This window comes from Bradyrhizobium sp. USDA3516 (assembly GCF_057651995.1).
On the sequence record NZ_JBYGYN010000001.1, the window covers coordinates 1224678 to 1250608 of the forward strand.

Here is a 25931-nt window from a genome sequence, read left to right on the forward strand (position 1 = left end):
GCTGAGAGGTCGCAGACCAAAAAACAGGAAACGCGCCATGAACCTCTTCGACCTCACCGGCCGCGTGGCCGTGATCACCGGTGGCAATGGCGGCATCGGGCTCGGCATCGCGCAGGCGCTCGCGGGCCAGGGCTGCAACGTCTCGATCTGGGGCCGCAATGCTGACAAGAACAAGGCCGCTGCCGCGAGCATGGCGGGCCTGTCGGGCAAGGTCGACAGCCGCGTCTGCGACGTCAGCGACCCCGCCTCGGTCGCTTCAGCGATGAAGGCGACGCTCGACACTTTCGGCCGGGTCGACGGCTGCTTCGCCAATGCCGGCATCGGCGGCGGCGGCCGACGTTCCTTCATCGAGCGCACCGAGGAGGAATGGCGCACGATGTTCGCGACCAACCTCGACGGCGTGTTCCACGCGTTCCAGGCGGCCGCAAGGCACATGACGGATCGCGCCAATGCCGGCGATCCCTTCGGCCGGCTGGTCGCGACCTCGAGCCTCGCCTCGATCTTCGGCACCGCGCGCAACGAGCATTATGCCGCGACCAAGGCCGCCATCAACGCACTGGTGCGCGCGCTCGGGGTCGAGCTGGCACGTTACGGCGTCACCGCGAATGCGATCCTGCCCGGCTGGATCAAGAGCGACATGACCGCAGGGCTCATGGCCAACGACAAGTTCGTCGCCAACGTGATGCCGCGGATTCCGATGCGGCGGTTCGGCGAGGCGTCCGATTTCGGCGGCATCGCGGTGTATCTGATGAGCAAGGCGTCGTCGTATCACACCGCGGATACGTTCGTGATCGACGGCGGCTATACCGCGTTTTGATTTTCGCAGCCCGGACGGAGCGCAGCGCAATCCGGGACGGCCAAAAGCAAGCAAGACCCGGATTCCGCTGCGCTCCATCCGGGCTACAACACTGAGGGAATGGGCAAATGTTCTCGCACGTCATGATCGGCACCAACGACTTGGACAAGGCCAAGGCGTTTTACGACAAGCTGCTCGGCACGCTCGAGGTGCGGCCGGCCAGGGTCGACGGCCACCGCATCTTCTACATCACCAAGACCGGCGTGTTCTCGGTGTCGAAGCCGATCAACGGCGAGCCGGCGACCTGCGCGAATGGCGGCACGATCGGCTTTGCCGCCAATTCGCCGGAACAGGTCGATGCCTGGCACGCGGCGGGCGTCGCGGCCGGCGCAAAATCGATCGAGGATCCGCCTGGCATTCGCCAGGGCCCGGGCGGCAAGCTCTATCTGGCCTACCTGCGCGACCTCGATGGCAACAAGATCTGCGCGATGCACCGGATGCCTGCTTGAGGCCGGTCGGTCTCTCCTCGTCATTGCGAGGAGCTCTTGCGACGAAGCAATCCAGACTGCCGTCGCGGTAAGATACTGGATTGCTTCGCTGCGCTCGCAATGACGGAGTCTGGATCGGACGAGGCTCCATCTACTTGCGCGCCGCCCCCATTCAAACAACATTTCAAACGGCCTTGCGATATTCCATCGCATGGCACGGCCCCCGCTTGTAAAAATGCGCGCTCGCACTTTGGCGGCGCTGCGACTATTCTTGCGCTCAACGCAATTGTAGCGACCTCCGGGAGGACCAATGACAAAGCACACCTACATTCCCCGCACCACCAACTACACGCTCAATCCCGGCGACGAGCTCAACGACTTGCGGATGTCGGACCAGGTCCGGCCGCTTTACGACCACGTCAAGAAGTTCATCCGCGATACCGTCGAGCCGATGTCGATCGAGTTCGCCAAGGCCGGCGAAGGCAAGGAAGACCGCTGGAGCTTTACGTCGAAGCAGCTCGAGGTGCTGGAGAAAGCCAAGAACAAGGCCAAGCAGGAAGGCCTCTGGAACTTCTTCCTGCCCGATGACGAGACCGGCCAGGGCCTGAAGAATCTCGACTACGCCTATATCGCCGCCGAGCTCGGCAAGAGCCCGCTGGCCTCGGAGACCATGAACTGCTCGGCGCCCGACACCGGCAACATGGAGGTGCTGGAACGCGTCGGCACCAAGGAGCAGAAGGAGAAGTGGCTGAAGCCGCTGCTCAACGGCGAGATCCGCTCGGCCTATGTCATGACCGAGCCGAACGTGGCCTCCTCCGACGCCAAGAACATCTCGACCACCGCAAAGCTGGTCGGCGACGAATGGGTGATCAACGGCGAGAAATACTACATCTCGGGCCTCGGCGATCCCCGCTGCAAGATCCTCATCGTGATGGTGAAGACCAATCCGGACGCGGCGCCGAGCAAGCAGCAGTCGCAGATCCTGGTGCCGCGCGACACGCCCGGCGTCGAGGTGCTCGGTCCGATGTACGTGTTCGGCCAGGACCACGCCCCGCGCGGCCACATGCACATGCGCTTCAACAATGTGCGGGTGCCGAAGGAGAACATCCTGCTCGGCGAAGGCCGCGGCTTCGAGATCTCGCAGCTCCGCCTCGGCCCGGGCCGCATCCATCACTGCATGCGCACCATCGGCAAGGCCGAGAAGGCGCTCGACCTGATGGTGCAGCGTGGCCTCACCCGCGAGGCCTTCGGCAGAAAGATCGCCCATCTCGGCGGCAACATGCAGATCATCGCACAGGCGCGCTGTGAGATCGAGGCGATGCGCCTGATGGTGCTGAAGGCGGCGAAGGCGATGGACGTGCTCGGCAACAAGGAAGCCCGCGTCTGGGTCTCCATGGTCAAGGCCATGGTGCCCGAGCGCGCCTGCAAGATCATCGATCAGGCGATCCAGATGCACGGCGCCACCGGCATCTCGCACTGGACCCCGCTCGCCGAGATGTACCAGGACGTGCGGCACCTGCGCTTCGCCGACGGTCCGGACGAGGTGCACTGGATGGTGGTGGGCCGCCACGAGCTGAGCATGGCGTGAGGACTCTCTCCTCCCCCTCTCCCCGTTCTTACGGGGAGAGGGTTGGGGTGAGGGGCCTTTCTCCACGCGTGAGACTGTCGAGGGATCTGTACCCCCTCACCCGAATTCGATCTGCGATCGAATTCGACCTCTCCCCGCAAGCGGAGAGAGGTTAAGGAAAGCGCCTACGTCGCCGGCGCGAGCTTGTCCTGCGTCTTGGTCTCGAAGTCGCTCGCGTCGTGGCGCTCGTGGAGCTGGCTGGCGGGGTCGCCGGAAACGCGGTTGACCATGCGGCCGCGCTTCACGGCGGGGCGCTGCGCGATCTGGTCGGTCCAGCGCTGCACGTTCTTGTAGTCCTGCACCGACAAAAATTCGCCGGCGCCATAGACCAGCCCCTTGGCGAGCGCGCCATACCAGGGCCACACCGCCATGTCGGCGATGGTGTAATCCCTGCCCGCGAGATATTCGTTGTCGGCGAGACGCCGGTCGAGCACGTCGAGCTGGCGCTTGGTCTCCATCGCGAACCGGTCGATCGCATATTCGATCTTGGTCGGCGCATAGGCGTAGAAGTGGCCGAAGCCGCCGCCGAGATAGGGCGCGCTGCCCATTTGCCAGAACAGCCAGGACATCGCCTCGGTGCGGGCCTTGACGTCCTTCGGCAGGAAGGCGCCGAACTTCTCCGCGAGGTAGAACAGGATCGAGCCTGACTCGAATACCCGGATGGGCTCGGGGCCGGAGCGGTCCATCAGCGCCGGGATCTTGGAATTCGGATTGATGTCGACGAAGCCGCTGCCGAACTGGTCGCCATTGCCGATCTTGATCAGCCAAGCGTCATATTCGGCGCCCTTGTAGCCGAGCGCCAGGAGCTCCTCCAGCATCACGGTGACCTTGACCCCGTTCGGCGTCGCCAGCGAGTAGAGCTGGAGCGGATGCTTGCCGACTGGCAGCTCCTTGTCGTGGGTGGGGCCGGCAATCGGGCGGTTGATGTTGGCGAATTGCCCGCCATTCTCCTTGTTCCAGGTCCAGACTTTGGGCGGCACGTAGGCGGGGGCGTCGGTCATGCGGGACTCCGGGAAAAAGATGCGTCTGCATTAATTAGCCCGCAAACGGCCGATGACAAGGGCGCCGCACGCATTGCAGGGCGTGGCAACTTCACGTTTTGTCATGGCGCCCCCTCGTCATTCCGGGGCGCCCGCAGGGCGAACCCGGAATCCATCCCTCGGCCCGGAATGCCCAGAAAGATGGATTCCGGGTTCTCGCTGGCGCGAGCCCCGGAATGACGGCGTCGCCTGGGACGCCAAGTGCGACGCCTACACACAAGATGCCTTGTCGAATTCGGCATGTCATCGATCGACGAGCGCGGCTATGCTTCACCAGCGAAGCAATGCGAAGGCCGCCGGGAGACAACCATGAAATCGCCGATCTGCGACATGCTGGGGATCGAATTCCCGCTGCTCGCCTTCAGCCATTGTCGTGACGTCGTTGCCGCCGTCAGCCGCGCCGGTGGCTTCGGCGTGCTGGGCGCGACCGTGCATAAGCCGGATACGCTCGAGCGTGAGCTGAAGTGGATCGACGATCACGTCGACGGCAAGCCCTACGGCATCGACGTGCTGATCCCGGAAAACATCTCGACCGCGGGCGAGAAGGACGTCACCTGGAAGAGCCTGGAAGCGCGCGTTCCGCAGCAGCACCGCAACTACACGCGTGACCTCCTGAAGAAGTACGACATCGAGCTGACCGCGACTGAAGTGGCGGACAACCAGCCGCAGCCGTTCGATGGGAAGACCGCGCTTCAGCTGCTGGAGGTCTCCTTCAATCATCCGATCCGGCTGATCGCCAATGCGCTGGGCGTGCCGCCGAAGGCGATGATCGAGATGGGCAAGAAGCATGGCGTACCGGTCGCCGCGCTGGTCGGCGCCAAGGAGCATGCGCTGCGCCAGGTCGCGGCCGGTGTCGACATCCTCGTGGTGCAGGGTACCGAGGCCGGCGGCCATTGCGGCGAGGTCTCGACCATGGTGCTGGTGCCGGAGGTGATCAAGGCGATCAAAGAGATCCGCGACGTGCCGGTGCTGGCGGCCGGCGGCATCATGACGGGGCGGCAGATGGCGGCCTGCATGGCGATGGGCGCGGCCGGCGCCTGGACCGGCTCGGTATGGCTCGCGACAGTGGAGGCCGAGACCACGGAGATCTTTCGCGAGAAGATGATCGCGGCCTCCTCGCGCGATGCGGTACGCTCGAAGGGCCGCACCGGCAAGCCGGCGCGGCAGCTCCGCTCGGTCTGGACCGATGCGTGGGACCGCGCGCCGGACAGCCCTGGCGCGCTGCCGATGCCGCTGCAAAGCATCATCAGCCGCGACGCGTTCCATTCGATCGACCGAGCCGCCGCAAGCGGCAACGCGAGGGCACGCGATCTCGTCAGCTATTTCGTCGGCCAGGGCGTCGGCCTGATCGACAGCGTGAAATCGGCGGGCGCCGTGGTACAGGAGTTCAAGCAGGATTTCGCCGAAGCCGTCGAGCATATGAACGCGCTGGTGGCGGAGTAGCCACTACGTCGTCATTGCGAGCGCAGCGAAGCAATCCAGGCTGCTTCCGCGGATCCATTTCTGGATTGCTTCGTCGCTTCGCTCCTCGCAATGACGAAGCAACTAACGTCGTGAATCGAGATTATGACTGAGAAGAACAATATCCCCGAAGACCGCATCCCCGTCATCGTCGGCGTCGGCGAGATCGTCGATCGCCCGAAGGAGATCGCCGAGGGTCTCGAACCGCTCGACCTGCTCGAACAAGCACTTAGGCGCGCGGAGGCGGACGCCGGCACAAAGCTGCTCGGCGAGGTGCAGTCGCTCGACGTCGTCAACTTCCTGAGCTGGCGCTATCGCGATCCGGAGCAGCTTTTGGCGCAGCGCCTCGGCATCTCGCCCGCGCATTGCCATTACGGGCCGGTCGGCGGCGAGAGCCCGATCCGCTTCATCCACGAGGCGGCCAAGCGCATCGCGCGCGGCGAGTGCAGCGTGGCGGCGGTGTGCGGCGCGGAGGCGCAGTCGACCGCGACCAAGGCGGAACGCGCCGGCGTCAAGCTGACGTGGACGCCGTTCGCCCATGACGTCGAGGAGCCAAAGCGCGGCGCGGCGTTCCAGAAGCCCTTAGCGGTGAAGCTCGGTGTGTTTCGGCCTGTGACCGTCTATCCGTTCTATGAAGCGGCCTCCTCCGCGCATTGGGGGCAGACGCCGCGCGAGGCCATGTCGGAATCAGGCACGCTGTGGTCGCGCTATTCGGAAGCCGCCGCGCAGAATCCAAACGCCTGGCTGAAGCGGCGTTATGCGCCGGAGGAGATCACGACGCCGACCGCGGACAACCGGCTGATCGCCTGGCCCTACAACAAGCTGATGGTGGCCAACCCCAGCGTCAACATGGGCGGCGCACTGCTGCTCACCAGTCTCGCCAAGGCACGCGCGGCCGGGATCGCCGAAGACAAACTGGTCTACCCGCTCGGCGGCGCCTCCGCGGAAGAGCCGCGCGACTATCTGATGCGCGACCAGTTTTACGAGAGCCACCCGCAGAACGCCGTGCTGAAAGCGGTGCTGGACCTTGCCGGCGGCGACGGCAAGACCTTCGACGCGATCGAGCTCTACAGCTGCTTCCCCTGCGTGCCCAAGATGGCGCGGCGGACGCTGGGCTTGGGCCCCGATGTGCAGCCGACCGTGACGGGCGGCCTCACCTTCTTCGGCGCGCCGCTCAACACCTACATGACGCATGCGGCCTGCGCGATGGTGCGTCGTTTACGCGACGGCGGCAGGCTCGGCCTGCTCTATGGCCAGGGCGGCTTCGTCACCAAGCACCACGCGCTGGTGGTGTCGAAGACGCCGCCGCGCGAGGCGCTGGCCCAGGAGACGAGCGTGCAGGACGAGGCGGACCTCAACAAGCGCGCGGTGCCGGAGTTCGTTAACGAGGCCACGGGCAAGGGCAAGGTCGAGAGCTTCACCGTGCTCTACGGCCGCGGCGGCGATGTCGAGCATGGCGTCGTGATGCTGCGGACGCGGGACGATCGCCGCACGCTGGCGCGGATCCCGGCGAGCGATGGCGCGACGCTGGCGCATCTGCTCGCCATGGATCGCACTCCGGTCGGCTCGCTCGGCGAAATCGCTATGGCAGAAGATGGCGTGCCGGAGTGGCGGGTGGCATAAGCTCGCTCTCCTGTCCCGGACGCGCCGCGGCGCGAAGTGCCGCTCCGCAGAGCCGGGACCCAGGAAAGCAATACGGGCACAGAAGGAGAGATGGGCCCCGGCTCAGCAACGCATCATGTCATGCTGCGCTGCGTCCGGGGCACGACATCGCAGTCCCGTCCGCTGTCTACCTCAGGCGGCGCGAACCGAGTTCAGGAACTTGCCGACCTCGAGCTTGAGGCGGTTGGAATCGCGGGACAGCATCTGGGCCGCCGACAGCACCTGCGTGGACGCTGATCCCGTCTCAGAGGCGCCGCGTTGCACGTCGCCGACGTTGGACGAGACCTGCTGGGTGCCCTGGGCGGCCTGCTGCACGTTGCGGGCGATCTCCTGCGTCGCCGCACCCTGCTGCTCCACGGCCGCCGCAATCGCCGAGGCGATCTCCGACAGACGCGCGATGGTGCCGCTGATCTCGCCGATGGCGCTGACCGAATCCTGCGTCGCCGCCTGAATGCCGCCGACCTGCTGGCCAATCTCGCCGGTGGCCTTGGCCGTCTGCTCGGCGAGCGCCTTGACCTCGGAGGCCACCACCGCGAAGCCGCGGCCGGCTTCGCCCGCGCGCGCCGCCTCGATGGTGGCGTTCAATGCCAGCAGGTTGGTCTGGCCGGCAATCGCATTGATGAGCTCGACGACATCGCCGATCCGCGCCGCAGCCCGCGACAACTCGCTGACACGCTCGGTGGTGGCATGCGCCTGACTGACCGCCTCGCTCGCGATCCGGGAGGAATCCTGCACTTGGCGCCCGATCTCGCGCACCGAGGACGACATCTCCTCGGCAGCCGAAGCCACGGAATGGACGTTGCTGGAGGCGGCCTCCGAGCCCGACGCGACCACCATGGCCAGCTCCTGGGCCCGGCCCGCTGTCGTCGAAAGGGTCGAGGCCGAAGCCTCGAGCTCGGTTGCAGCCGAGGATACGGTCTCGACGATCTCCCCGATTGCGGCCTCGAAACCGTCGGCGAGCTTGGTCATGTCGGCCTTGCGCTGCGCCTCGGCGCGGCGCTGCACCGCTTGCACCTCGTCGCGGCTGAAGCGGATGATGGTCTGCACGGTCTGAAGGTTACGCAGCGCCTCGCCGATCTCGTCGTCGCGGTCGATGATGATGCGGTTGTCGAGCTTGTCCTGCACGAGGTTGACCAGCGTGTCGTTGAGATGCCGCATCGGGCCCTGTATCGCACGCATGGTCGCAAAGCCGGCGAAACCGGCGATTGCGGCCCCAGCGACGGCCAGCAGCGACAAGATCAGGCTGGTCGAACCGCCGGTGGAGACTGCGCCACCGACGCCGAGCGCGAGCATGAACAGCGTCTGGAGCACCATCATCGTGACCAGGCGCGCCTTCAGCGTCCCGGTGAAGATGCCGAAGCGGTCGAGCCAAGAGCGGCGACGGATGATGCCGGCGTCGATGCGATAACCATGCGGCTTCTTCTCGCGGATGGCGGCATAGACCTCTTCGGCGAGCTTGCGCTGATCGGCCGGCAGCCTGGTGCGGATCGAGGTGTAGCCCTTGACCTCGCCGTTCTCGCGGATCGGAGAGGCCGTCGCCAGCACCCAATAGAAGTCACCGTTCTTGCGGCGGTTCTTGACTGCGCCGAGCCAGGGCTTGCCGGCCTTCAGCGTGTCCCAGAGATTGTCGAATGCCTCTGGCGGCATGTCGGGGTGGCGGACGATGTTGTGCGGCTGGCCCATCAGTTCCGCCGAGGTGAATCCGGCGGCAGCGAGGAAGTCCTCGTTGAAGTAGGTGAGCTTGCCCTTCAGATCGGTCCGCGAAACGATCAACGTCTCGTCGCTGACGGGATATTCGACTGCGGTGACAGGGAGGTTCTTGCGCATCCTGGGCCCCAGATGAATTGATTATCTGTTCATTTCCAATTCGGACGGCCACTGTTGGAGTCGTCTTTGCGCGATTCTCGTAAAGCGACTTTAACTATCGGTGAAACGTGCCGCCCGTAAGTATACGGGCCACCCTCATGATGCTACCTTTAGGCGACACTGGGCTACCGACCCTGAAAAAGAAAAAGAGAAGCGCTATGCGGCGCCGCTCTTTTTATCGCAACGGATATTCGAGAGTTCAGGCGGCCCGAACGCTGGTCAGGAACTTGCCGACCTCGCTCTTCAGCCGGCCGGAATCGTTCGACAGCATCTGCGCTGCCGACAGCACCTGCGAGGAGGCCGTGCCGGTCTCGGTGGCGCCGCGCTGCACGTCGGTGATGTTGGACGACACCTGCTGGGTGCCCTGCGCGGCCTGCTGCACGTTGCGGGCAATCTCCTGCGTCGCGGCGCCCTGCTCTTCCACCGCCGCCGCAATGGCCGACGAGATCTCCGACAGGCGCTCGATGGTCGAGGAGATCTCCTTGATGGCGCCGACGGAATCGTTGGTCGCCGCCTGAATGCCGGAGATCTGCTGTCCGATCTCGCCGGTCGCCTTCGCGGTCTGCTCGGCGAGCGCCTTCACCTCGGAGGCGACGACGGCAAAGCCGCGGCCGGCCTCGCCCGCTCGCGCCGCCTCGATGGTGGCGTTCAGCGCCAGCAGATTGGTTTGGCCGGCGATGGTGTTGATCAGCTCGACGACATCACCGATGCGGGAGGCGGCCTTGGAAAGCTCGCTGACGCGCTCGGTGGTGGCGCGCGCCTGGCCGACGGCATCGCCCGCCATCCGCGCCGATTCCTGCACCTGACGGCTGATCTCGCCGACCGACGAGGCCATCTCCTCGGTCGCCGAGGCCACCGATTGCACGTTGGTCGAGGCTTCCTCCGAAGCGCCGGCCACCGTGGTCGCCAGCCGCTGCGAGCGGTCGGCGGTCGCAGTCAGGGTCGATGCGGAGGCCTCCAACTGGGTCGAGGCCGACGACACGGTCTGGACGATCTCGCCGATCATGGTTTCGAATTCGCGGGTGATGTCGTCGACGCGGCGGCCACGCTCGATCTTGGCCGCGGCATCGGCCGCGGCGGCTTCGTCGGCCGCCTTCTTGGCGATTAGCGCCTCCTTGAAAATCTGGAGCACGTCGGCCATGGCGCCGATCTCGGTCTTCTCGCCGCGATGCGGGACTTCGGCGGAGAGGTCGCCCCGGCCCAGCGCCTGCATCGGCAGGGTGATCGAGTTGATGCCGCTGGAGACGTCGCGGACGAGATAGAAGCCGACGCCGATGCCGACGACGATGGCAGCGCCGAGAATGGTCGAGACCAGCATGAAGGCATAGGCGTAGCTGTCGGCGGCGTCCTGAGCGGCCTGCTCTCCGCCCTTGGTGTTGAGCTCGATGTCCTTGGTCAGGACTTCGTCTGCCTGAAGACCGAGCTTGTTGACCGTCTTCGTATTCAGCTCCCGGGCCTCGTGCGGGATCTTGCCCGCTTCCTTGCGCGAGAGCGCCATCACCTCTTCGGTGCCCTTCTTATAATCGTCCCAGAGTTTTGCCCATTGGGTGTAGAGCGCCCGCTCCTCCGGCGAGGTGATCATCGGCTCGTAGCGGCTACGGAATTTGGCAAGCGCCTCGAGCACTGTCACGGCCGTCTTTTCGTTGGCGAGCTTCTCGTCCAGCGTCTCGGAAAGCATGTGCTGGCGGACCACGTTGCGATAAGTGATGACGCTCGCCCGAAGCTCGCCGAGCACCCGCACGCTGGGCATCCAGTTCATCGTGATGTCGGCGGTATTGGCGTTCATCGACCGCATTTTCATGACGGCGAGCAGGCCCATGCCGGCCATCGCGACGAGCAGGAACGCCACGACACTGATGATCTTGGCGCGGATGGAAATGTTGGCGAGCATAATCGGATCTCTTTGTGCTGGCGGCGGTGCCGCGCCCAGAAGTTTTACGAATCAACCAAAGGGGAGCAGCACCGACATCCGACAGCAGAGCACCCGTGCAGGTGTCAGCGACGACTCCGTGCGAAGTACGGAGCCCGAAACAAATGAACAGGCAGCTAAAAATGCCCTGCGCTCAGCGCATGAGCCTAAGCGCATCCGTGAAGAACTCGGCACCGCCGAAATTTCCGGACTTCAGGGCGAGCAACATCTCGCCGGAGCTTGCGCCAACCGCGTGCAGCACCGGAACTCCCGCCGCGATTTCTACTCCGACGAGAAATCCGGGAATCTTCAACCGATCGACCACGGCGCCGGATGTCTCGCCACCGGCGACGATCAGGCGCCGAACGCCGGCCTGCACCAGCCCCTCCGCAATCCCGGCCATGGCCTGCTCGATGGCGTGTCCGGCGGCATCGCGGCCATGGCGGGCCTGCACGGCGGCAACGGCGTCCGGCGTCGCGCTCGAGGCGATCAGCACCGGACCTTCCGCAAGCCGCGGCCTTGCCCAGTCCAGCGCACGCTCCGCTTCGGCGGCGCCCGCGACGATCCGCTCCGGATCGAGATGAAGCACCGGCATGATGCGTTCGGCGCTGGCGACCTGCTGAATCGTCGCCTGCGAGCAGCTGCCGGCAAGGCATGCCGCCAGGCCGCCGACGGCCGCGCCGGTTTCGCCGCTCGGCGCCGGCTTCACCTTGCCCGTCGACACCAGGGCGCGCGCAAGCCCGAGGCCCATGCCGGACGCGCCGACCGACAGAAGATGTTCGGCGGCGACGAGACCGATGGTCTCGAGGTCGCGATCGAACACGGCGTCGATGATCGCAGCACCGATGCCCCTGGCGGCGAGCTCGGCCAGCCGTGCCCGCACGGCCTCCGCGCCGCGCGCGACGGTGGCGAGATCGACGAGGCCGATCTGCGTCCCGCTCTGGCGTGCCAGCACGCGCACCAGGTTGGAATCATGCATCGGGTTGAGCGGATGGTCCTTCAGCGGGCTCTCGTTGAGCGGCACGGCGCCGACGAACAGATTGCCCTGATAGACGGTGCGCCCGGTCTCCGGAAAGGCCGGCGTCACCAGCACGGCTCCCTCGCCGCAATCGGCGCGCAGCGCGTCCATGACCGGGCCGATATTGCCGGCGTCGGTGGAATCGAAGGTCGAGCAGATCTTGAACAGGACGTGACCCGCGCCGCGGCCGCGCAGCCATTTTTCCGCCGCGCGCGAACGCGACACGGCAAGGCCGGCCTCGATCGAGCGGCTCTTCAGCGACACCACGACGGCATCGACCTCGGGCAGCGCCAGATCGTCGGCAGGGATGCCGATGGTCTGGACGGTGCGCAGGCCAGCGCGGGTCAGCGTGTTGGCGAGATCGGACGCGCCGGTGTAGTCGTCGGCGATGCAGCCAAGAGAGATTCTTGCTGCAAGGGTCACGGCTTCACTCCCGCATAGGGCTTGAACCAGGCGAGGCCCTCGGTGGTCTTGCCGCGCGGATTGTATTCGCAGCCGACGAAGCCGGCATAGCCGAGCCGATCGAGCTCTTCGAACAGGAACGGATAGTTCAGCTCCTCGCCGTCGGGCTCGTTGCGCGAGGGAATGCTGGCGATCTGGACGTGGCCGACGATCGGCATCATCTCGCGCAGCCGCATGGTGACGTCACCGTGGATGATCTGGCAGTGATAGATGTCGAATTGGAGCTTCAGGTTCGCAAGCCTCAGCTCCTGGATCAGATCCCGCGCGAAGCCGAAATCGTTGAGGAAATAGCCGGGCACGTTGCGCGCATTGATCGGCTCGATCACGATATCGATGCCGTGCGGCGCAAAGAACTCGGCGGCCCAGGCCACCGATTTGTAGAAGGCCTCGATCGCGGCGCGCTCACCGCGGTTGGCGATGCCGGCCATCAGGTGCAGGCGCTTGACCCCGGTCGCCTTGGCATAAGGCAGCGCCGTCTCCAGGCTCGCCTTGAGATCGGAGAAGCGCGATGGCAGCGCGGCAAAGCCCTTCTCGCCGGCGTTCCAATCGCCCGGCGGCAGGTTGAACAGCGCCTGGGTCAGGCCGTTGCGCTTGAGCCGTTCGCCGACGGCCTCGGCGGGATGCTCGTACGGAAACAGGAATTCCACCGCGGTGAAGCCCGCTTGCGCGGCGGCGTCGAAGCGGTCGAGGAACGGCACCTCGGTGAACATCATCGAGAGATTGGCGGCGAAACGGGGCATTGGAGATCCTCTGTTACTTGTCGCCGGGCAGCTTGACGCCGGTGACCTGCGCATACATGCGCGCGACCGATGCGTCGTCGTCGCGGCCCATGCCGGCGGCCGACGTCATCAGGAACATCTGGAGCGCGGCGGCGGAGACCGGCACGGGGAATCGGGCGCTGCGCGCCATGTCCTGAATGATGCCGAGATCCTTGACGAAGATCTCCACCGCGCTGCGCGGCGTGTAATCGCCGTCGAGCACGTGCGGCATCCGGTTCTCGAACATCCAGGAATTGCCGGCCGAGGCCGTGATGACCTCGTAGACCTTGCGGATGTCGAGGCCCTGCTTGGCCGCGAACGCCATCGCTTCGCTGGCGGCGGCGATGTGAACGCCGGCGAGCAGTTGATTGATCATCTTGAAGGCAGCGCCCTGGCCGGCGGCATCGCCGAGCTCGTAGAGCTTTGCCGCCATGGCATCGAGCGCCGGCCGCGCCTTGGCAAAGGCGGCGGAGCTGCCGGACGCCAGGATCGTCAATTCGCCTTGCGCAGCGCGCTGCGCTCCGCCGGAGATCGGCGCATCCAGATAGTGCCGGCCGGTCGCCTCCAGCTGCTTGGCAAGACGCCGCGCCACGTCCGGGTCCATGGTCGCCGAGGAGACGAACACGCTGTCCTTCGGCATGGTCTCGGCGGCGCCGTCCTTGCCGAACAGGATGGTTTCGGTCTGCGCCGCATTGACGACCACGCTGACGACGATGTCTGCGTCCCTGGCCGCTTCGGCCGGCGTCTTGGCCCCCGCGCCGCCGTCCTTCACGAAACGCGCGACGGCATCCGCCGAGACGTCGCAGCCGGTCACGACATGCCCGGCGCGCCTGAGCGAGGTCGCCATGCCAAAGCCCATCGAGCCGAGCCCGACAACGGCGATACGCTGACTTTGTGACGTGGAGGCGGACATATGCAACTGACCCTTGCGAACGTTTCCCAAATAGCCGCCCTTCGCGGCAGCTTGGCAACCGAATAACACGGCTTGGCCGCGCTGCCAAAGCGTGAGACAAGCAGGCATGACGGCCATGAGCAATGAGACATTGCTGCGCGAGGATATCTGCCGCTTCGGACGATCCCTGTTCGAGCGTGGGCTGACGCCGGGCTCCTCGGGCAATATCAGCGTCAAGCTGGACGACGGCGGCTGGCTGGTGACGCCGACCAATGCCTCGCTCGGATTCCTCGATCCGGCGAAGCTGTCGCGGCTGGATAGCCAGGGCCGGCTGGTGTCGGGCGACGCGCCGACCAAGGAAGTTCCACTACACAATGCGCTTTACGACACGCGGGGGAGTGCGCGGGCGATCGTGCATCTGCACTCCACGCATTCGGTCGCGCTGTCGATGCTACCCGAGATCGACCCACGCGCCGCGCTGCCGCCAATGACGGCCTATTATTTGATGAAATGCGGCGCTACCGCGCTCGTGCCCTATTACCGTCCCGGCGATCCCGCGGTCGCGGATGCGATCAGGGGCCTGGCCGGGAAATATTCATCCGTGCTGCTCGCCAATCACGGCCCTGTCGTCGCCGGCGATACGCTGGAAGCCGCGGTGTTCGCGACGGAGGAATTGGAGGAAACGGCGAAGCTGTACCTGCTGCTGCGCGGGGTGAACCCGCGCTATCTCTCGCCGGAGCAGGTGAAGGATCTCGTGAAGGTGTTCGGGGTGGCGTTGCCGGAGCACGGGCACCGGCATTAGGCCACGTACATCACCGTTGCGATCATACCGTAGGGTGGGCAAAGGCGCGCCAGCGCCGTGCCCACGTCTTTGGAAGGCGTGGGCACGCTTCGCTTTGCCTACCCTACGAAATGTTCTCTGCAGTTACAGCCCCAGATACGCCTTCCGCACGTCGGGATTGCCCTTGATCTCCACCGCCGAGCCCTGCATCAGCACGCGGCCGGTTTGCAGGATGTAGGCGCGGTCGGCGATCTCGAGGCACTCGGCCATGCGCTGCTCGACGATCAGGACAGTCATGCCGGAGTCACGGATGAGCTTCACCGCCTGAAAAATCTCGTCGACCAGCTTCGGCATGATGCCTTGCGAGGGCTCGTCCAGCATCAAGAGGCGCGGACGGGTCATCAGCGCGCGGCCGATCGCGAGCATCTGCTGCTCGCCGCCGGAGAGCGTCTCGGCGCGCTGCTCCAGACGTTCCTGAAGACGCGGGAACAGCTTGAAGACGAGATCGAGCGGCTCTTCGCGGTTCGCTTCGCCCCTGTAGAGATAGCTGCCAAGGCGAAGGTTGTCGCGCACCGACAGGCGCGGAAACAGGCGGCGGTTCTCCGGCACGTAGGCGATGCCGGTGGCGGTGATGTGATGTTGCGCCATGCCGTCGAGGCGCTTGCCGTCGAACGTCACGGTGCCCGAACGCGGGCGCTCGGCGCCGGCGATGGATTTCAGCAGCGTTGACTTGCCCGCGCCATTGGCGCCGGCGACGCAGACGATCTCGCCCTTCTCGACCTCGATCGAGACCGCGGAGATCGCGACCAGGCCCTGATAGGCGGTGGTGACTTCACGCACCGACAGCATGACGATCTCCCAGATATGCCTTGATCACCTTGGGATCGCGCACGACGTCGGCGGGCTTGCCCTCGACCAGCACCTTGCCGAGGTCGAGCACGATGGCACGGTCCACCAGCGGCATCACGATCTCCATGACATGCTCGACCATCAAGACGGTAATGCCGGCGTCGCGCACCTTGCGCACCAGCGCAACACCGGTCTGCGCCTCGGTCGGCGTCAGGCCGGTGAGGACCTCGTCGAGCAGCAGCAACTTCGGTTCGGTCGCAAGCGCCCGCGCGACTTCGAGCCGGCGCTTCTCGGCTGGCACGAGGTCGCTGGCGAGCACGTCGGCGCGCGCGGCAAGGCCGGTGAATTCCAGCACCTCATGCGCCTTGCGGCGGGCCTCGCGCATCACGGTGGTGCGCACGAGCGCACCGACGATGACGTTGTCGATGACAGTCATGGTCTCGAAGCTCTTCACGACCTGAAAGGTGCGGCCGATGCCCCGCCGGCAGCGTTCGGCCGCCGGCAGTTTGGTGACGTCCTCGCCGTCGAACAGAATCGAGCCTTGTGTCGGCGGCAGCACGCCGGCGATGAGATTGAACAGCGTCGACTTGCCGGCGCCGTTGGGACCTATCAGGCCGACGATCTCGCCGCGGCCGACCGAGATCGAGACGTCGCTGTTGGCGACGAGGCCGCCGAAGCGCTGCCAGACGCCACGGGTTTCGAGCAGCGCGGTCATCGGGCAGCTCCCGTCTTCTTCGGGCGTGAAAACAGGCTGAGCAGGCCGCGCGGCAGAGCCAGCGAGATCAGAACGATCAGCGTGCCGTAGACAATGAGGTCGACACCGCGCCCCGAGCCGCCGAACTTGAAGCGCGTCAGCTCGGTCAACGGGATCAGAATGGCGGCCCCCAGCACCGGCCCCCACAGGGTACCGATGCCGCCGAGCACGGCCGGCAGCGCCATCAGCAGCGAAAACTGGAAGCCCATGACGCTTTCCGGATCGATGTAGGAGACGAACTGGGCGTAGAAGCTGCCGCCGACGGCGACAAGAAAGGCGGAGACCGCAGCCGCCCCCATCTTGGAATTGAACACGTCGACACCGAGACTCTCGGCCGCCTCCGGGTTGTCCTTGACCGCGCGCCACCAGAAGCCCCATTTGGAGTTTTCCAGCCACCACGTCACGAACCAGGCGAGGCAGCACAGCGCCAGCGCGAAATAGAAGTATGGCAGCTTGGTGCGCAGGAACTGGAATTTCAGCCAGCTGTCGCCGCGGATCGGAATGGTGATGCCCATCGCGGCACCTGCCCATTCCCAGTTGTGGAACAGAAGCAAACCGATTTCGGCGATGACGATCGTCGCGATGACGAAATAGTGGCCCCGCAGGCGGAAGAAGGGATAGCCGAGCCCCATCGCGATCAGCGCCGACACCACCCCACCCGCGAGCATGCCGAACCAGGGCAGCACGCCGAACTTCGTGAACAGCAGCTCGGTGGTGTAGGCACCCAGGCCGAAATACAGCGCGTGCCCGAGCGAGATCTGGCCGCAATAGCCGGACAGGATGTTCCAGCTCTGCGACAGTCCCGCATACATCAGCGTCAGGATCAGGATGTTCTGGACGACGACGTCCTTCACGAACAACGGCGTCAGCGCGGCAATCGCGGCGAGCGCTGCGGCGATGATGAGATCGCGGCGGCGCCGCGCTGCAAATTCCTTGTCCATCAGATCGATCCGAACAAGCCGCGCGGCCGGATGAAGACGACCAGCAGATAGACCGAGTAGATGCCGACCGACTTCAGCGATGGCGGCAGCACCAGCGCGGTGATCGCCTCGACGAGACCGACGATGATGCCACCGGCGAAGGCGCCGAACACGCTGCCGAAGCCGCCGAGCGCCACCGTGACATAGGCAATCAGCGCGAACGATGCGCCGACGTCGGGATAGATGTAGAAGAACACCGCCATGATCGCGCCGGCGAGACCGACCAGCGCGGCGCCGAGGCCCCAGCCGAACGCGAAGACGCGGTTCTTGTCGATGCCGACGAGGGCCACCGCGCCGGGATCTTCGCGGGTGGCTTCGATCGCGCGGCCGAAATCAGTGCGGTGGATGAAGAAGTAGAGACCCGCAAAAGCCGCGATCGAGACCAGCGCGCCGACCAGCTGCGGCTCCGGCAGGAAGATGCCGCCGATCGAGATGGTTTTGCCGCCGAGCCAGGACTGCGGGATGCTGCGATAGTCTGGCGTGAAGAAATACTGCGCCAGCCCGCGCATGACGATGGCGAGCCCGAAGGTGGTGAAGATCTGCACCATGCCGGCATTGGCCTTGGCCCGCATGGCGAAGCGTACAAGGAGCAGGTAGACGACCGCTCCGAATATGAAGAGCGCCGCTGCGACCAGCGGCGCCGACAGCAGCGGATCGATGGCGAAGAACGCGAACAGGAAGAAAGACAGATACATCGCGATCATCAGGAACTCGCCATGGGCGAAGTTCGTGACGTCCATCAGGCCGAAGATCAGCGCGAGGCCGACCGCGATCAATCCGTAGAGCAGGCCCATCAGAAGGCCGCTCGCGAGACTCTGAATGATGGCTTGGGCTGTCAAAAGTCTGTCCCCCGAAATGCGCTGAGAATGAGAGCCGAAGCCACCTCCTCCGTCATTGCGAGGAGCCCTTGCGACGAAGCAATCCAGACTGTCTCCGTGGATACATTTCTGGATTGCTTCGCTTCGCTCGCAATGACGTCGCGGGGAGGCAGGTCGATTGGCTATACCGCCAAAGTGCTTGATCCCTGCCCGCTCACTTCATCGGCCAGATCGCCTCGGCGATCGCGGCCTGCGGCGGGAAGATGGTGACGAACTTGCCGCCGACATATTGCAGCAGCACCGGATCGGCGTCGTTGTTCTGACCCATCTCGTCGAACTTGACGCGCTTCCAGGGCATGATGGTCTTCTCGCCGGGGATGTCGGTCGCGGCCAGCGCATCGCGGATCTTCTCGCCATCGGTCGACTTGGCGCGGCTGATGGCGTCGGCGAGGATGATCAGGCCCATGAACTGGCGCGAGGTGAGATCGTTGAAGTCCTTACCCGACTTCGCCTTGAACATCTCGTTGATCTTGCCGACCATCGGACGCTTCTGCGCAAGGTCGAGCGAGAAGGTGCCGCGCGAGATCACGCCCTCGAGCTTGTCGCCGACGGCATCGTACAGTGCCTTCTCGGAGAAGCCGGCGTCCTGCGCCACGATCGCATTCGGCTTGTAGCCGAGCTCGGCCATGGTCTTGACCAGGAGGATGCCGTCGGTGGTGTAGCTCGACGGCATCAGCACGTCGGCATTGGCGGTCTTGAGCTGCTGCACCTCGGCCGAGAGCGAGGGCGAGTTGGCGCGATACTTGATGTCGGTGACGATCTTGTAGCCGCGCTCGCCGGCGATCTTGGTCTGGGCATTGCCGGAATCGGTGCCGAAGATGGTGTCCTCGTGGAACAGCGACAGCGTCTCGATCTTGGTGCCCTTCTTCTTCATGGCGTCGAAGAAGTCGAACATCGCGGCCGAGTACATCTCGTCGTGCGGCGAGGCGCGGAAGTAATATTTCAGGCCGCGGCGGTGCAGGCTCGGCGAGGAATTGTCGGCGGACAGGAACGGAACCTGGTAACGTTCGCAGATCTGGCTGACGGTGACGGCCACCGCGCTCTGATAAGTGCCGATGATGGCGCAGACCTTCTCCTGCGTGATCAGGCGCTCGGCTTCGGCGCGGCCCTTCTGCGGATCGGCCTGGTGGTCGGCGAACACGAGACGGATCTTGGCGCCGCCGAGGCCCGGCAGACCTTCGCCCTTTGCCAGCGGCAGGTCGAAATCGCTGTCCTTGTTGATGACTTCGAGCGCGGTCTCATAGGCCTTCTGCGCGTCGACGCCCTGCTGCGCGCTGCCGCCCGAAAACGGATAGATCACGCCGATCACGACTTCCGTCGTTTGTGCGCGCGCTGCCAGCGGCACGAGGGCGGCAGTGGCGGTGGCTCCCAACAACACGTCGCGGCGAGTGATCGTCATGGCAAAGTCCCCTGTTCCTGAATTTGGCTGATCGAATGAAGCGATTGGTGGATGCGGTAAAGCCTGAAGAAGCAGCAGACGCTGCCCACTAAATCACGGCCATGTTTCTGTTCTTGAGATCGGTCACCAGCATCAGGCCGGGCGAATGCGTGATCGCGAACGGCAGCTTGGCGGCGTTGATGACCGATTGCGGCGTCACCCCGCAGGCCCAGAACACCGGGATCTCGTCGTCGGCGACCGGCACCGGATCGCCGTAGTCGGGCTTGGCGATGTCCCTGATGCCGATCAGGTGCGGATGGCCGAGATGCACGGGCGCGCCGTGCACGGCCGGATAGCGCGAGGTGATCTGCACCGCGCGGATCGCATCGGCCGGCTTGAATGGACGCATCGACACCACCATGGGGCCGGCGAATGGACCGGCCTCGCCGCAAGCGATGTTGGTGCGATACATCGGCACGCGCACGTTCTTCTCGATGTGCCGGATCGGCATGCCCTCCTCGAGCAGCGCCTCCTCGAACGAGAACGAGCAGCCGAGCACGAAGGTGACGAGATCGTCGCGCCAGTAGCTCTTCAGGTCGGTCGGCTCGTCCACGACCTCGCCGTCGCGCCAGACGCGGTAGCGCGGCACGTCGGTGCGGATGTCGAGATCGGCGCCGAGCGAGGGGATGAAGGGGCTGCCGACGTCGGACATGCCGATGATCGGGCACGGCTTGGGATTGAGCTGGCAGAAGCGGTGGAAGGCACCGGCATATTCCGCCGGCAGGATCGCCAGATTGCCCTGGACGTATCCGGGGGCGACGCCGGCGGTGGAGGCGACCAGCCCTTCGCGATAGGCGAGCCGGGCCTTGCGGCTCGGGAGGTTGTCGGGTGTTTCAGTTTGCTGCGCTGCCACCAAAACAGTCATGTGATCGACCTGCCTATAAACTCGACAAAGACAAGCCAACACCAAGCGTGCTATAAAGTCTAATCTTCGTTTCTAATCAATATCGATAAATCTGATTTATCGATCGGGAAAATCCTTCCAATGCTGGACTTCAGGTCGATCGAGACGTTCCTATGGGTCGTGAAGCTCGGCAGCTTCCGCGGCGCCGCGCAACGGCTCAACACCACCCAGCCGGCGATTTCCCAGCGCATCGCCCAGCTCGAGCGCGAGATGGGCGTGAAGCTCTTGAACCGCGATCATCGCGTGGCGTCACCGACGCCGAGCGGGCGGCAGATGATGGTCTACGCGGAGAAGCTGATCGGCCTGCGCGCTGCGATGATGGCAGAGATCGGCGACCGCTCGGCAATGCGCGGCGTGATGCGGCTCGGCGTCGCCGAGACCATCGTGCACACCTGGCTGCCGCGGCTCGTCAAGAGCGTGAACGAGGTCTATCCGAACCTGTCGCTGGAGATCGAGGTCGACATCACGCCGAACCTCACCGCGCGCCTGCTCGCACAGGAGATCGAGCTCGCCTTCGTCGTCGGACCGCTATCCGCCTCCGGCGTGCACAACCGCGTGCTCGCCGATTATCCAATCGGCTTCCTCGCGAGTCCCTCGCTCGGGCTCGGCAAGGGCCCGGTGACGCCGGCGGACCTCGCGCGGTTTCCGATCATCACCTTCCCGCGCAAGACCAAGCCCTACGAGGTCGTGCGCGAGGTGTTCGACCGACCGGAGCTGCCACCGATCCGCCTGCATGCGTCCGCTTCGCTGGCGACCGTCATCCACATGGCGGTCGAGGGACTCGGCATCGCCGTGATCCCCGACGCCATCGTCGAGAACGAGCTTGCCGACGGACGCCTGCAGCTGCTCGACACCGACCTTTCCATCGCGCCGCTGACCTTCACCGCAAGCTGGCTCGCCTCGCCCGACGTCGTCGCCGTGGAGCGCGTCGCCGAGCTTGCACGGCAAATTGCGCAGAGCAGCCTCGCGGTTGACGCGCCCGCACAGGCGCGTCATTGAAAAAGGCGCCGGACAACCTTCAACGTCATTCCGGGATGGTGCGCAGCACCAGACCCGGAATCTCGAGATTCCGGGTTCGCCCTTCGGGCGCCCCGGAATGACAGCGACAATGGAAAACGACCGCATGAGCCGAGCCGCCACCAACCTGCAGATCGATTCCGCCCGCCTGTGGGGCTCCATCCACGAGACCGCGCAATTCGGTGCGACGGCCAAAGGCGGCGTGCGGCGGCTGACGTTGAGCAGCGAAGACAAGCAGGTGCGCGATTGGTTCCGCAAGGCCTGCGAGGATGCCGGGCTGGAAGTCCACGTCGACGCGCTCGGATCACAGTTCGGCCTGCGCAGGGGCCGCGACATGTCGAAGCTGCCAGTCGGCATCGGCTCGCATCTCGACACCCAGCCGACCGGCGGCAAGTATGACGGCATCCTGGGCACGCTCGGCGCGCTGGAGGTGATCCGCACGCTGAACGACGCCGGCATCGAGACCGAGGCGCCGATCTGCATCGTGAACTGGACCAACGAGGAAGGCTCGCGCTTCGCACCGGCGATGATGGCCTCCGCCGCCTATGTCGGCGACTTCACCACCGACGACATTTTGTCGCGCAAGGACGCCGAGGGCACCACGGTCGGCCAGGCGCTCGACGGCATCGGCTATCGCGGCGACAAGCCGGTCGGCTTCCAGAAGCTCGGCTGCTTCGTCGAGCTGCACATCGAGCAGGGGCCTATCCTCGAAGCGGAAGGCAAGACCATCGGCGTGGTCGATTCCGGCCAGGGCGTGCTCTGGTACGACGGCAAGATCTCCGGATTCGAGAGTCATGCGGGCTCGACGCCGATGCCGCTGCGGCGCGATGCGCTGGCGACGCTGTCCGAGATCGTGCTGGCGATGGAGTCGATTGCCAGGAAGCACGGACCGAACGCCGTCGGCACCATCGGCGAGGCCGTGATCGCCAATCCCTCGCGCAACGTCATTCCCGGCGAGATCGCCTTCACCATGGACTGCCGCAGTGCCGATGCCGCCATCATGGATGCGCTCGATCGCGATCTGCGCGCTGCAATTGCCGAGATCGCCGCGCGTCGCAAGGTCGAGGTCAAGATCGATCTGGTCTGGCGCAAGCCGCCGACGCATTTCGATCCGAAGCTGATCGCTGCCGTCGAGAACGCCGCCAAGACGCTCGGCTATTCCTCGCGCCGCATCACCTCCGGCGCCGGCCACGACGCCTGCAACCTCAACACGATCATGCCGGCGGCGATGGTCTTCGTGCCCTGCAAGGACGGCATCAGCCACAACGAGCTGGAGGATGCGACGCAGGGCGACTGCGCCGCGGGCACCAACGTCCTCATGCATACCGTGCTGGCAATCGCCGGCGTCGCATCCTGACCGGAGAGAAGCATGCGTGGAGTTTTCGTCGACGCCAATGAATCGCTGGCCGTGATCATGGAGCGGCTGGAGAAGCCTGGTGATCCCAAGGTGCGGATCAACAGGAACCCCGACATCACGCCTGAGCAATATCCTGATATTCTCGACGGCGCCGAGATCGCGATCGTCGACCACACCGCACTGCCGACGGAAGTCGCAAAGAAATGCAGCGGGCTGAAGCACGTCGTGTTCCTCGGCACCGGCGCGCGCAGCTACATGAATCCGGAAGAACTCGCCGAGCTCGGCATCTCCGTGCATCTGATCAAGGGCTACGGCGACACGGCGGTTGCGGAATCCGCGATCGCGCTGATGTGGGCATCGGCCCGCGTCATCGCGATGATGGACCGCGAGATGCGCGCCGGGAACTGGCTGCGCGAGGACGGCATGCAGCTCACCGGCAAGACGCTCGGCCTGATTGGCTTCGGCGGCATCGCCGCGGAGGTCGCGCGCATCGCGTCCGGGAGCGGCATGAAGGTGATCGCCTGGAACCGCTCGCCGAAGAGCCATCCAAGCGTCGAATTCACTGACCTCGACAGCGTGCTGGCGAGGAGCGACGTGGTGTCGCTGCACCTGCTGCTCAACGACGAGACGCGCGGCATGATCACGCGCGAGAAGATCCTTGCGATGAAGCGCGGCGTGATCCTCATCAACACCGCCCGCGCCGCCGTCGTCGACGAGGCCGCCATGATCGAGGCGCTGAAGTCCGGCCATATCCGCCACGCCGGCCTCGACGTCTTCAACATCGAGCCGCTGCCCGGCGATCATCCGCTGACGAAGCTGCCGAACGTGACGCTGTCGGCGCATTCCGCCTTCCGCACGCCGGAGGCGAGCGAGAACCTGATTGAAGCGGCGTGGGTGCATTGCCGCCGGATCGTGAAGGGATAAGAGCAACAACAATGGCCGACTATCGCATCATCAAGGCTGAGCCGCTCACCAAGGCCATCCATGCCATCGTCAGGGCCGGCGGCTCCTCGGACCGCGAGGCCGAGCTCGTGGCCACCAATCTCGTCGAGGCCAATCTGAAGGGACACGACTCGCACGGCGTCGGCATGATCCCGCGCTACGTCCAGAGCGTCACCAATGGCGGCCTCGCCGTGAACTCGCACGTCAAGATCGTGCTCGACACCGGCCCGCTTCTCACCCTCGACGGCCTCACCGGCTACGGCCAGGTGATCGGCCATGAAGCGATGGAGCTCGCGGCCGAGCGCGCAAAGAAGAACGGTGTCTGCCTTGTCGGCCTCTCAAATTCGCATCACATCGGCCGCATCGGCCACTGGGCCGAGCAGTGCATCGACCACGGCCTGGTCTCGATCCACTTCGTCAACGTGATCTCGCGGCCGATCGTGGCGCCCTGGGGCGGCAGCGACGCACGCCACGGCACCAACCCGTTCTGCGTCGGCATCCCGCGCGCCGGCAAGGATCCCATTGTGCTTGATTTCGCCACCAGCAGGATCGCGCAGGGCAAGACCCGTGTTGCCCATAACAAGGGCGTCGAGCTCGAGGTCGGCACCATCATTGATCACGAGGGCAAGCCCACGATCAACCCGCGCTACACCGTGATCCCGCCCTACGGCGCGATCCTGCCGTTCGGCGAGCACAAGGGCTCGGGCCTTGCGCTGGTGTGTGAAATCCTGGGCGGCGCGCTCTCCGGCGGGCAGGTGGTCAAGGGCTCGTCCGACGGCAAGCACAACGTCCTTAACGGCATGCTCTCGATCGTCATCGATCCGGGCAAGCTCGGCACCGGCGAAAATCTCGCGCGCGAGGTCGAGAGTTTTGTTGCCTGGCACACCGGCTCGCCGCCTGCCCCCGGCGTCGAAAAGGTCAGGATCGCCGGCGATCCCGAGCGCGAGACCAAGACGAAGCGCCTCGCCGAAGGCATTCCGGTCGATCCAACCACCTGGCAGGAGATCCTGGATGCCGGGAGGAAGTTCGGGCTGGAACAGACGGCGATCGAGAAGATCGCGAGCTGATCGGAACGAGACGCGTTCCTCGGCCTCGCCTTGCTCCTCATGCACAATCGCGCAAGAGAGACTGGATGGCGGCGAAGATATCGACGTGCTCGCGGGACGGGTTTGAACCGCCCCGCATGACCTTGCGACAATGCGGATATCCGATTGCATCCGCCCGAGGTTCGCATGCTCTCCCGTCTCGCAAAATTCGTGTCCGGCTCAAACCTTCCGTCGCCCGGATCCGATCTCTACCGGCAACGGCTCGCCATCTATGAGCGCGAGCTTGGCGAGCCCGAGCACACATTCACTGATAACGCAGAGCGCCGGATCGACATCCACGCCTTCGGCCGCGACTTCGTCCCGGTCTGCCAGGAGGGCTCCGACGAAGGCTATGTCCTCCTGACCAACGGCATGAGCGAGCAACGGATGCACGGCGTTCCCGAGGACGCAAAGCCCCGTGCCGAGCTGATGTGGTACGTCCGCGAACCGACCGAGGAGGTCTGGGCCAATCTGCGCTGGCTGGCCAATCTGCCGTTCGTCGACACGACCTGGTTCGGCTTCGGCCATCGCGTCGCGCTCCCGTGGCCGCCGGTTGCTGGAACGGACTTCCAGACGTTCCTGTTGCTCACACCGATCATCGGCCCCGACAAGGAGATCGCCGAGGCGCTGGAGATTGCGGGCGATCCGGTGGAGATCTTGACCGTGAACCTGATCTCGCATCAGGAGCTCGCGCTGATCAAGTCGAGGGGGCTCGATCCGCTTCTCGATCTGCTCGACGAGAACGATTATCCGCCGATCTTCGATCCGGCGCGGAAGTCGTATGTGTAGGGTGTAGCCAAAACACCAGTGCTCTTTCCTTCTCCCCTTGTGGGCCTGTTGCGTAATTCGCCATTTGTGATTCCCTAGTGCAAAGCCTTGGAGGGTAGCGATGGCAGTGAAGCAGACGGGGCAGCCGAGTTTTATTGAGGGGTGGCTGCCGAAGGGAGCCGGGGCCAACGCGGCGCTG

At 65.1% G+C, this 25931-nt stretch carries 23 protein-coding genes; 11 read left to right on the forward strand and 12 right to left on the reverse strand.

The genetic code is table 11. The features are described from left to right. The first annotated feature begins 37 nt into the window (after nucleotides 1-37). The 3 genes from AC24YW_RS05780 to AC24YW_RS05790 all read left to right on the forward strand — a co-directional run bounded on the left by AC24YW_RS05780 (nucleotide 38) and on the right by AC24YW_RS05790 (nucleotide 2872). Nucleotides 38-817 carry an SDR family NAD(P)-dependent oxidoreductase gene (locus AC24YW_RS05780; RefSeq protein ID WP_487481800.1) on the forward strand — a complete coding sequence of 260 codons (780 nt, stop codon included), beginning with the start codon at nucleotides 38-40 and terminating at the stop codon, nucleotides 815-817. 107 nt (nucleotides 818-924) lie between these two features. Beyond that, the gene (locus tag AC24YW_RS05785; protein ID WP_487481801.1) at nucleotides 925-1305 is read left to right on the forward strand and encodes a VOC family protein; all 381 of its coding nucleotides are present in this window, start codon (nucleotides 925-927) and stop codon (nucleotides 1303-1305) included. Nucleotides 1306-1594: 289 nt separating this feature from the next. Further along, nucleotides 1595-2872 carry an acyl-CoA dehydrogenase family protein gene (locus tag AC24YW_RS05790; protein ID WP_487481802.1) on the forward strand — a complete coding sequence of 426 codons (1278 nt, stop codon included), beginning with the start codon at nucleotides 1595-1597 and terminating at the stop codon, nucleotides 2870-2872. Between the two features lie 164 nt (nucleotides 2873-3036). Here AC24YW_RS05790 and yghU read toward each other — a convergent pair whose 3' ends face one another. Next, complete coding sequence (yghU, locus tag AC24YW_RS05795) at nucleotides 3037-3912, reverse strand: glutathione-dependent disulfide-bond oxidoreductase (protein ID WP_487481803.1); 876 nt, start codon at nucleotides 3910-3912, stop codon at nucleotides 3037-3039. Nucleotides 3913-4260: 348 nt separating this feature from the next. On the opposite strand from yghU, the gene AC24YW_RS05800 reads away from it, so the two are divergent. Further along, a complete protein-coding gene (locus tag AC24YW_RS05800; protein WP_487481804.1) occupies nucleotides 4261-5394 on the forward strand; it encodes a nitronate monooxygenase in 1134 nt (377 codons plus the stop codon). A gap of 123 nt (nucleotides 5395-5517) precedes the next feature. Then, nucleotides 5518-7035, forward strand: coding sequence for an acetyl-CoA acetyltransferase (locus AC24YW_RS05805; RefSeq protein ID WP_487481805.1), 1518 nt, complete (start codon nucleotides 5518-5520; stop codon nucleotides 7033-7035). A gap of 171 nt (nucleotides 7036-7206) precedes the next feature. On the opposite strand, the gene AC24YW_RS05810 is transcribed toward AC24YW_RS05805, so the two are convergent. The 5 genes from AC24YW_RS05810 to ltnD all read right to left on the reverse strand — a co-directional run bounded on the left by AC24YW_RS05810 (nucleotide 7207) and on the right by ltnD (nucleotide 14117). Then, on the reverse strand, nucleotides 7207-8901 hold the full coding sequence (locus AC24YW_RS05810) for a methyl-accepting chemotaxis protein (protein ID WP_487481806.1): 1695 nt from the start codon (nucleotides 8899-8901) through the stop codon (nucleotides 7207-7209). 238 nt (nucleotides 8902-9139) lie between these two features. Next, nucleotides 9140-10831 (reverse strand): methyl-accepting chemotaxis protein, encoded by a 1692-nt coding sequence (locus AC24YW_RS05815; RefSeq protein ID WP_487481807.1) that lies wholly within the window; start codon nucleotides 10829-10831, stop codon nucleotides 9140-9142. 172 nt (nucleotides 10832-11003) lie between these two features. Further along, entirely contained in the window at nucleotides 11004-12290 is a 1287-nt protein-coding gene (gene otnK, locus AC24YW_RS05820; RefSeq protein WP_487481808.1) for a 3-oxo-tetronate kinase, read from the reverse strand. Continuing rightward, nucleotides 12287-13069 carry a 2-oxo-tetronate isomerase gene (otnI, locus tag AC24YW_RS05825; RefSeq protein ID WP_487481809.1) on the reverse strand — a complete coding sequence of 261 codons (783 nt, stop codon included), beginning with the start codon at nucleotides 13067-13069 and terminating at the stop codon, nucleotides 12287-12289. The genes otnK and otnI overlap by 4 nt, the downstream gene beginning before the upstream one ends. Before the next feature lie 13 nt (nucleotides 13070-13082). Then, nucleotides 13083-14117: an L-threonate dehydrogenase gene (ltnD, locus tag AC24YW_RS05830; protein WP_487481810.1), complete on the reverse strand. Its 1035-nt coding sequence runs from the start codon at nucleotides 14115-14117 to the stop codon at nucleotides 13083-13085. Between ltnD and otnC the strand changes: the two genes are divergently transcribed. After that, nucleotides 14107-14781 carry a 3-oxo-tetronate 4-phosphate decarboxylase gene (otnC, locus tag AC24YW_RS05835; RefSeq protein WP_487481811.1) on the forward strand — a complete coding sequence of 225 codons (675 nt, stop codon included), beginning with the start codon at nucleotides 14107-14109 and terminating at the stop codon, nucleotides 14779-14781. The two genes, ltnD and otnC, sit on opposite strands and share 11 nt — an antisense overlap. Nucleotides 14782-14904: 123 nt before the next feature. On the opposite strand, the gene AC24YW_RS05840 is transcribed toward otnC, so the two are convergent. The 6 genes from AC24YW_RS05840 to AC24YW_RS05865 form a co-directional block, all read right to left on the reverse strand. Beyond that, a complete protein-coding gene (locus AC24YW_RS05840; protein ID WP_487481812.1) occupies nucleotides 14905-15609 on the reverse strand; it encodes an ABC transporter ATP-binding protein in 705 nt (234 codons plus the stop codon). After that, on the reverse strand, nucleotides 15593-16324 hold the full coding sequence (locus tag AC24YW_RS05845; RefSeq protein WP_487481813.1) for an ABC transporter ATP-binding protein: 732 nt from the start codon (nucleotides 16322-16324) through the stop codon (nucleotides 15593-15595). Before AC24YW_RS05845 ends, AC24YW_RS05840 begins: the two co-directional genes overlap by 17 nt. Then, nucleotides 16321-17304: a branched-chain amino acid ABC transporter permease gene (locus tag AC24YW_RS05850; protein WP_487481814.1), complete on the reverse strand. Its 984-nt coding sequence runs from the start codon at nucleotides 17302-17304 to the stop codon at nucleotides 16321-16323. The genes AC24YW_RS05845 and AC24YW_RS05850 overlap by 4 nt, the downstream gene beginning before the upstream one ends. Next, entirely contained in the window at nucleotides 17304-18182 is an 879-nt protein-coding gene (locus tag AC24YW_RS05855; RefSeq protein ID WP_487481815.1) for a branched-chain amino acid ABC transporter permease, read from the reverse strand. Before AC24YW_RS05855 ends, AC24YW_RS05850 begins: the two co-directional genes overlap by 1 nt. 193 nt (nucleotides 18183-18375) lie before the next feature. Beyond that, the gene (locus AC24YW_RS05860; RefSeq protein WP_487481816.1) at nucleotides 18376-19620 is read right to left on the reverse strand and encodes an ABC transporter substrate-binding protein; all 1245 of its coding nucleotides are present in this window, start codon (nucleotides 19618-19620) and stop codon (nucleotides 18376-18378) included. An 88-nt stretch (nucleotides 19621-19708) separates the two neighbouring features. Beyond that, on the reverse strand, nucleotides 19709-20524 hold the full coding sequence (locus AC24YW_RS05865) for a putative hydro-lyase (RefSeq protein ID WP_487481817.1): 816 nt from the start codon (nucleotides 20522-20524) through the stop codon (nucleotides 19709-19711). A 120-nt stretch (nucleotides 20525-20644) separates the two neighbouring features. Here AC24YW_RS05865 and AC24YW_RS05870 point away from each other — a divergent pair, with 120 nt between their 5' ends. The 5 genes from AC24YW_RS05870 to AC24YW_RS05890 all read left to right on the forward strand — a co-directional run bounded on the left by AC24YW_RS05870 (nucleotide 20645) and on the right by AC24YW_RS05890 (nucleotide 25753). Next, on the forward strand, nucleotides 20645-21562 hold the full coding sequence (locus tag AC24YW_RS05870; protein WP_487481818.1) for a LysR family transcriptional regulator: 918 nt from the start codon (nucleotides 20645-20647) through the stop codon (nucleotides 21560-21562). Between the two features lie 124 nt (nucleotides 21563-21686). Then, complete coding sequence (locus tag AC24YW_RS05875) at nucleotides 21687-22937, forward strand: allantoate amidohydrolase (protein WP_487481819.1); 1251 nt, start codon at nucleotides 21687-21689, stop codon at nucleotides 22935-22937. 12 nt (nucleotides 22938-22949) lie between these two features. Then, the gene (locus AC24YW_RS05880; RefSeq protein ID WP_487481820.1) at nucleotides 22950-23861 is read left to right on the forward strand and encodes an NAD(P)-dependent oxidoreductase; all 912 of its coding nucleotides are present in this window, start codon (nucleotides 22950-22952) and stop codon (nucleotides 23859-23861) included. 11 nt (nucleotides 23862-23872) lie between these two features. Further along, nucleotides 23873-24946: a malate/lactate/ureidoglycolate dehydrogenase gene (locus tag AC24YW_RS05885; RefSeq protein ID WP_487481821.1), complete on the forward strand. Its 1074-nt coding sequence runs from the start codon at nucleotides 23873-23875 to the stop codon at nucleotides 24944-24946. Nucleotides 24947-25111: 165 nt separating this feature from the next. Next, nucleotides 25112-25753, forward strand: a complete 642-nt coding sequence (locus tag AC24YW_RS05890) for a suppressor of fused domain protein (protein ID WP_487481822.1) — start codon at nucleotides 25112-25114, stop codon at nucleotides 25751-25753. The last annotated feature ends 178 nt before the right edge of the window (nucleotides 25754-25931 follow it).

What these genes read in the sequence shown, in the direction of transcription:
- AC24YW_RS05780 (WP_487481800.1), top strand. Translation starts at nt 38, where the DNA reads ATGAACCTCTTCGACCTCACCGGCCGCGTGGCCGTGATCACCGGTGGC.
- AC24YW_RS05785 (WP_487481801.1), top strand. Translation starts at nt 925, where the DNA reads ATGTTCTCGCACGTCATGATCGGCACCAACGACTTGGACAAGGCCAAG.
- AC24YW_RS05790 (WP_487481802.1), top strand. Translation starts at nt 1,595, where the DNA reads ATGACAAAGCACACCTACATTCCCCGCACCACCAACTACACGCTCAAT.
- yghU (WP_487481803.1), bottom strand. Translation starts at nt 3,912, where the DNA reads ATGACCGACGCCCCCGCCTACGTGCCGCCCAAAGTCTGGACCTGGAAC.
- AC24YW_RS05800 (WP_487481804.1), top strand. Translation starts at nt 4,261, where the DNA reads ATGAAATCGCCGATCTGCGACATGCTGGGGATCGAATTCCCGCTGCTC.
- AC24YW_RS05805 (WP_487481805.1), top strand. Translation starts at nt 5,518, where the DNA reads ATGACTGAGAAGAACAATATCCCCGAAGACCGCATCCCCGTCATCGTC.
- AC24YW_RS05810 (WP_487481806.1), bottom strand. Translation starts at nt 8,901, where the DNA reads ATGCGCAAGAACCTCCCTGTCACCGCAGTCGAATATCCCGTCAGCGAC.
- AC24YW_RS05815 (WP_487481807.1), bottom strand. Translation starts at nt 10,831, where the DNA reads ATGCTCGCCAACATTTCCATCCGCGCCAAGATCATCAGTGTCGTGGCG.
- otnI (WP_487481809.1), bottom strand. Translation starts at nt 13,069, where the DNA reads ATGCCCCGTTTCGCCGCCAATCTCTCGATGATGTTCACCGAGGTGCCG.
- otnC (WP_487481811.1), top strand. Translation starts at nt 14,107, where the DNA reads ATGACGGCCATGAGCAATGAGACATTGCTGCGCGAGGATATCTGCCGC.
- ltnD (WP_487481810.1), bottom strand. Translation starts at nt 14,117, where the DNA reads ATGGCCGTCATGCCTGCTTGTCTCACGCTTTGGCAGCGCGGCCAAGCC.
- AC24YW_RS05840 (WP_487481812.1), bottom strand. Translation starts at nt 15,609, where the DNA reads ATGCTGTCGGTGCGTGAAGTCACCACCGCCTATCAGGGCCTGGTCGCG.
- AC24YW_RS05845 (WP_487481813.1), bottom strand. Translation starts at nt 16,324, where the DNA reads ATGACCGCGCTGCTCGAAACCCGTGGCGTCTGGCAGCGCTTCGGCGGC.
- AC24YW_RS05850 (WP_487481814.1), bottom strand. Translation starts at nt 17,304, where the DNA reads ATGGACAAGGAATTTGCAGCGCGGCGCCGCCGCGATCTCATCATCGCC.
- AC24YW_RS05860 (WP_487481816.1), bottom strand. Translation starts at nt 19,620, where the DNA reads ATGACGATCACTCGCCGCGACGTGTTGTTGGGAGCCACCGCCACTGCC.
- AC24YW_RS05865 (WP_487481817.1), bottom strand. Translation starts at nt 20,524, where the DNA reads ATGACTGTTTTGGTGGCAGCGCAGCAAACTGAAACACCCGACAACCTC.
- AC24YW_RS05870 (WP_487481818.1), top strand. Translation starts at nt 20,645, where the DNA reads ATGCTGGACTTCAGGTCGATCGAGACGTTCCTATGGGTCGTGAAGCTC.
- AC24YW_RS05875 (WP_487481819.1), top strand. Translation starts at nt 21,687, where the DNA reads ATGAGCCGAGCCGCCACCAACCTGCAGATCGATTCCGCCCGCCTGTGG.
- AC24YW_RS05880 (WP_487481820.1), top strand. Translation starts at nt 22,950, where the DNA reads ATGCGTGGAGTTTTCGTCGACGCCAATGAATCGCTGGCCGTGATCATG.
- AC24YW_RS05885 (WP_487481821.1), top strand. Translation starts at nt 23,873, where the DNA reads ATGGCCGACTATCGCATCATCAAGGCTGAGCCGCTCACCAAGGCCATC.
- AC24YW_RS05890 (WP_487481822.1), top strand. Translation starts at nt 25,112, where the DNA reads ATGCTCTCCCGTCTCGCAAAATTCGTGTCCGGCTCAAACCTTCCGTCG.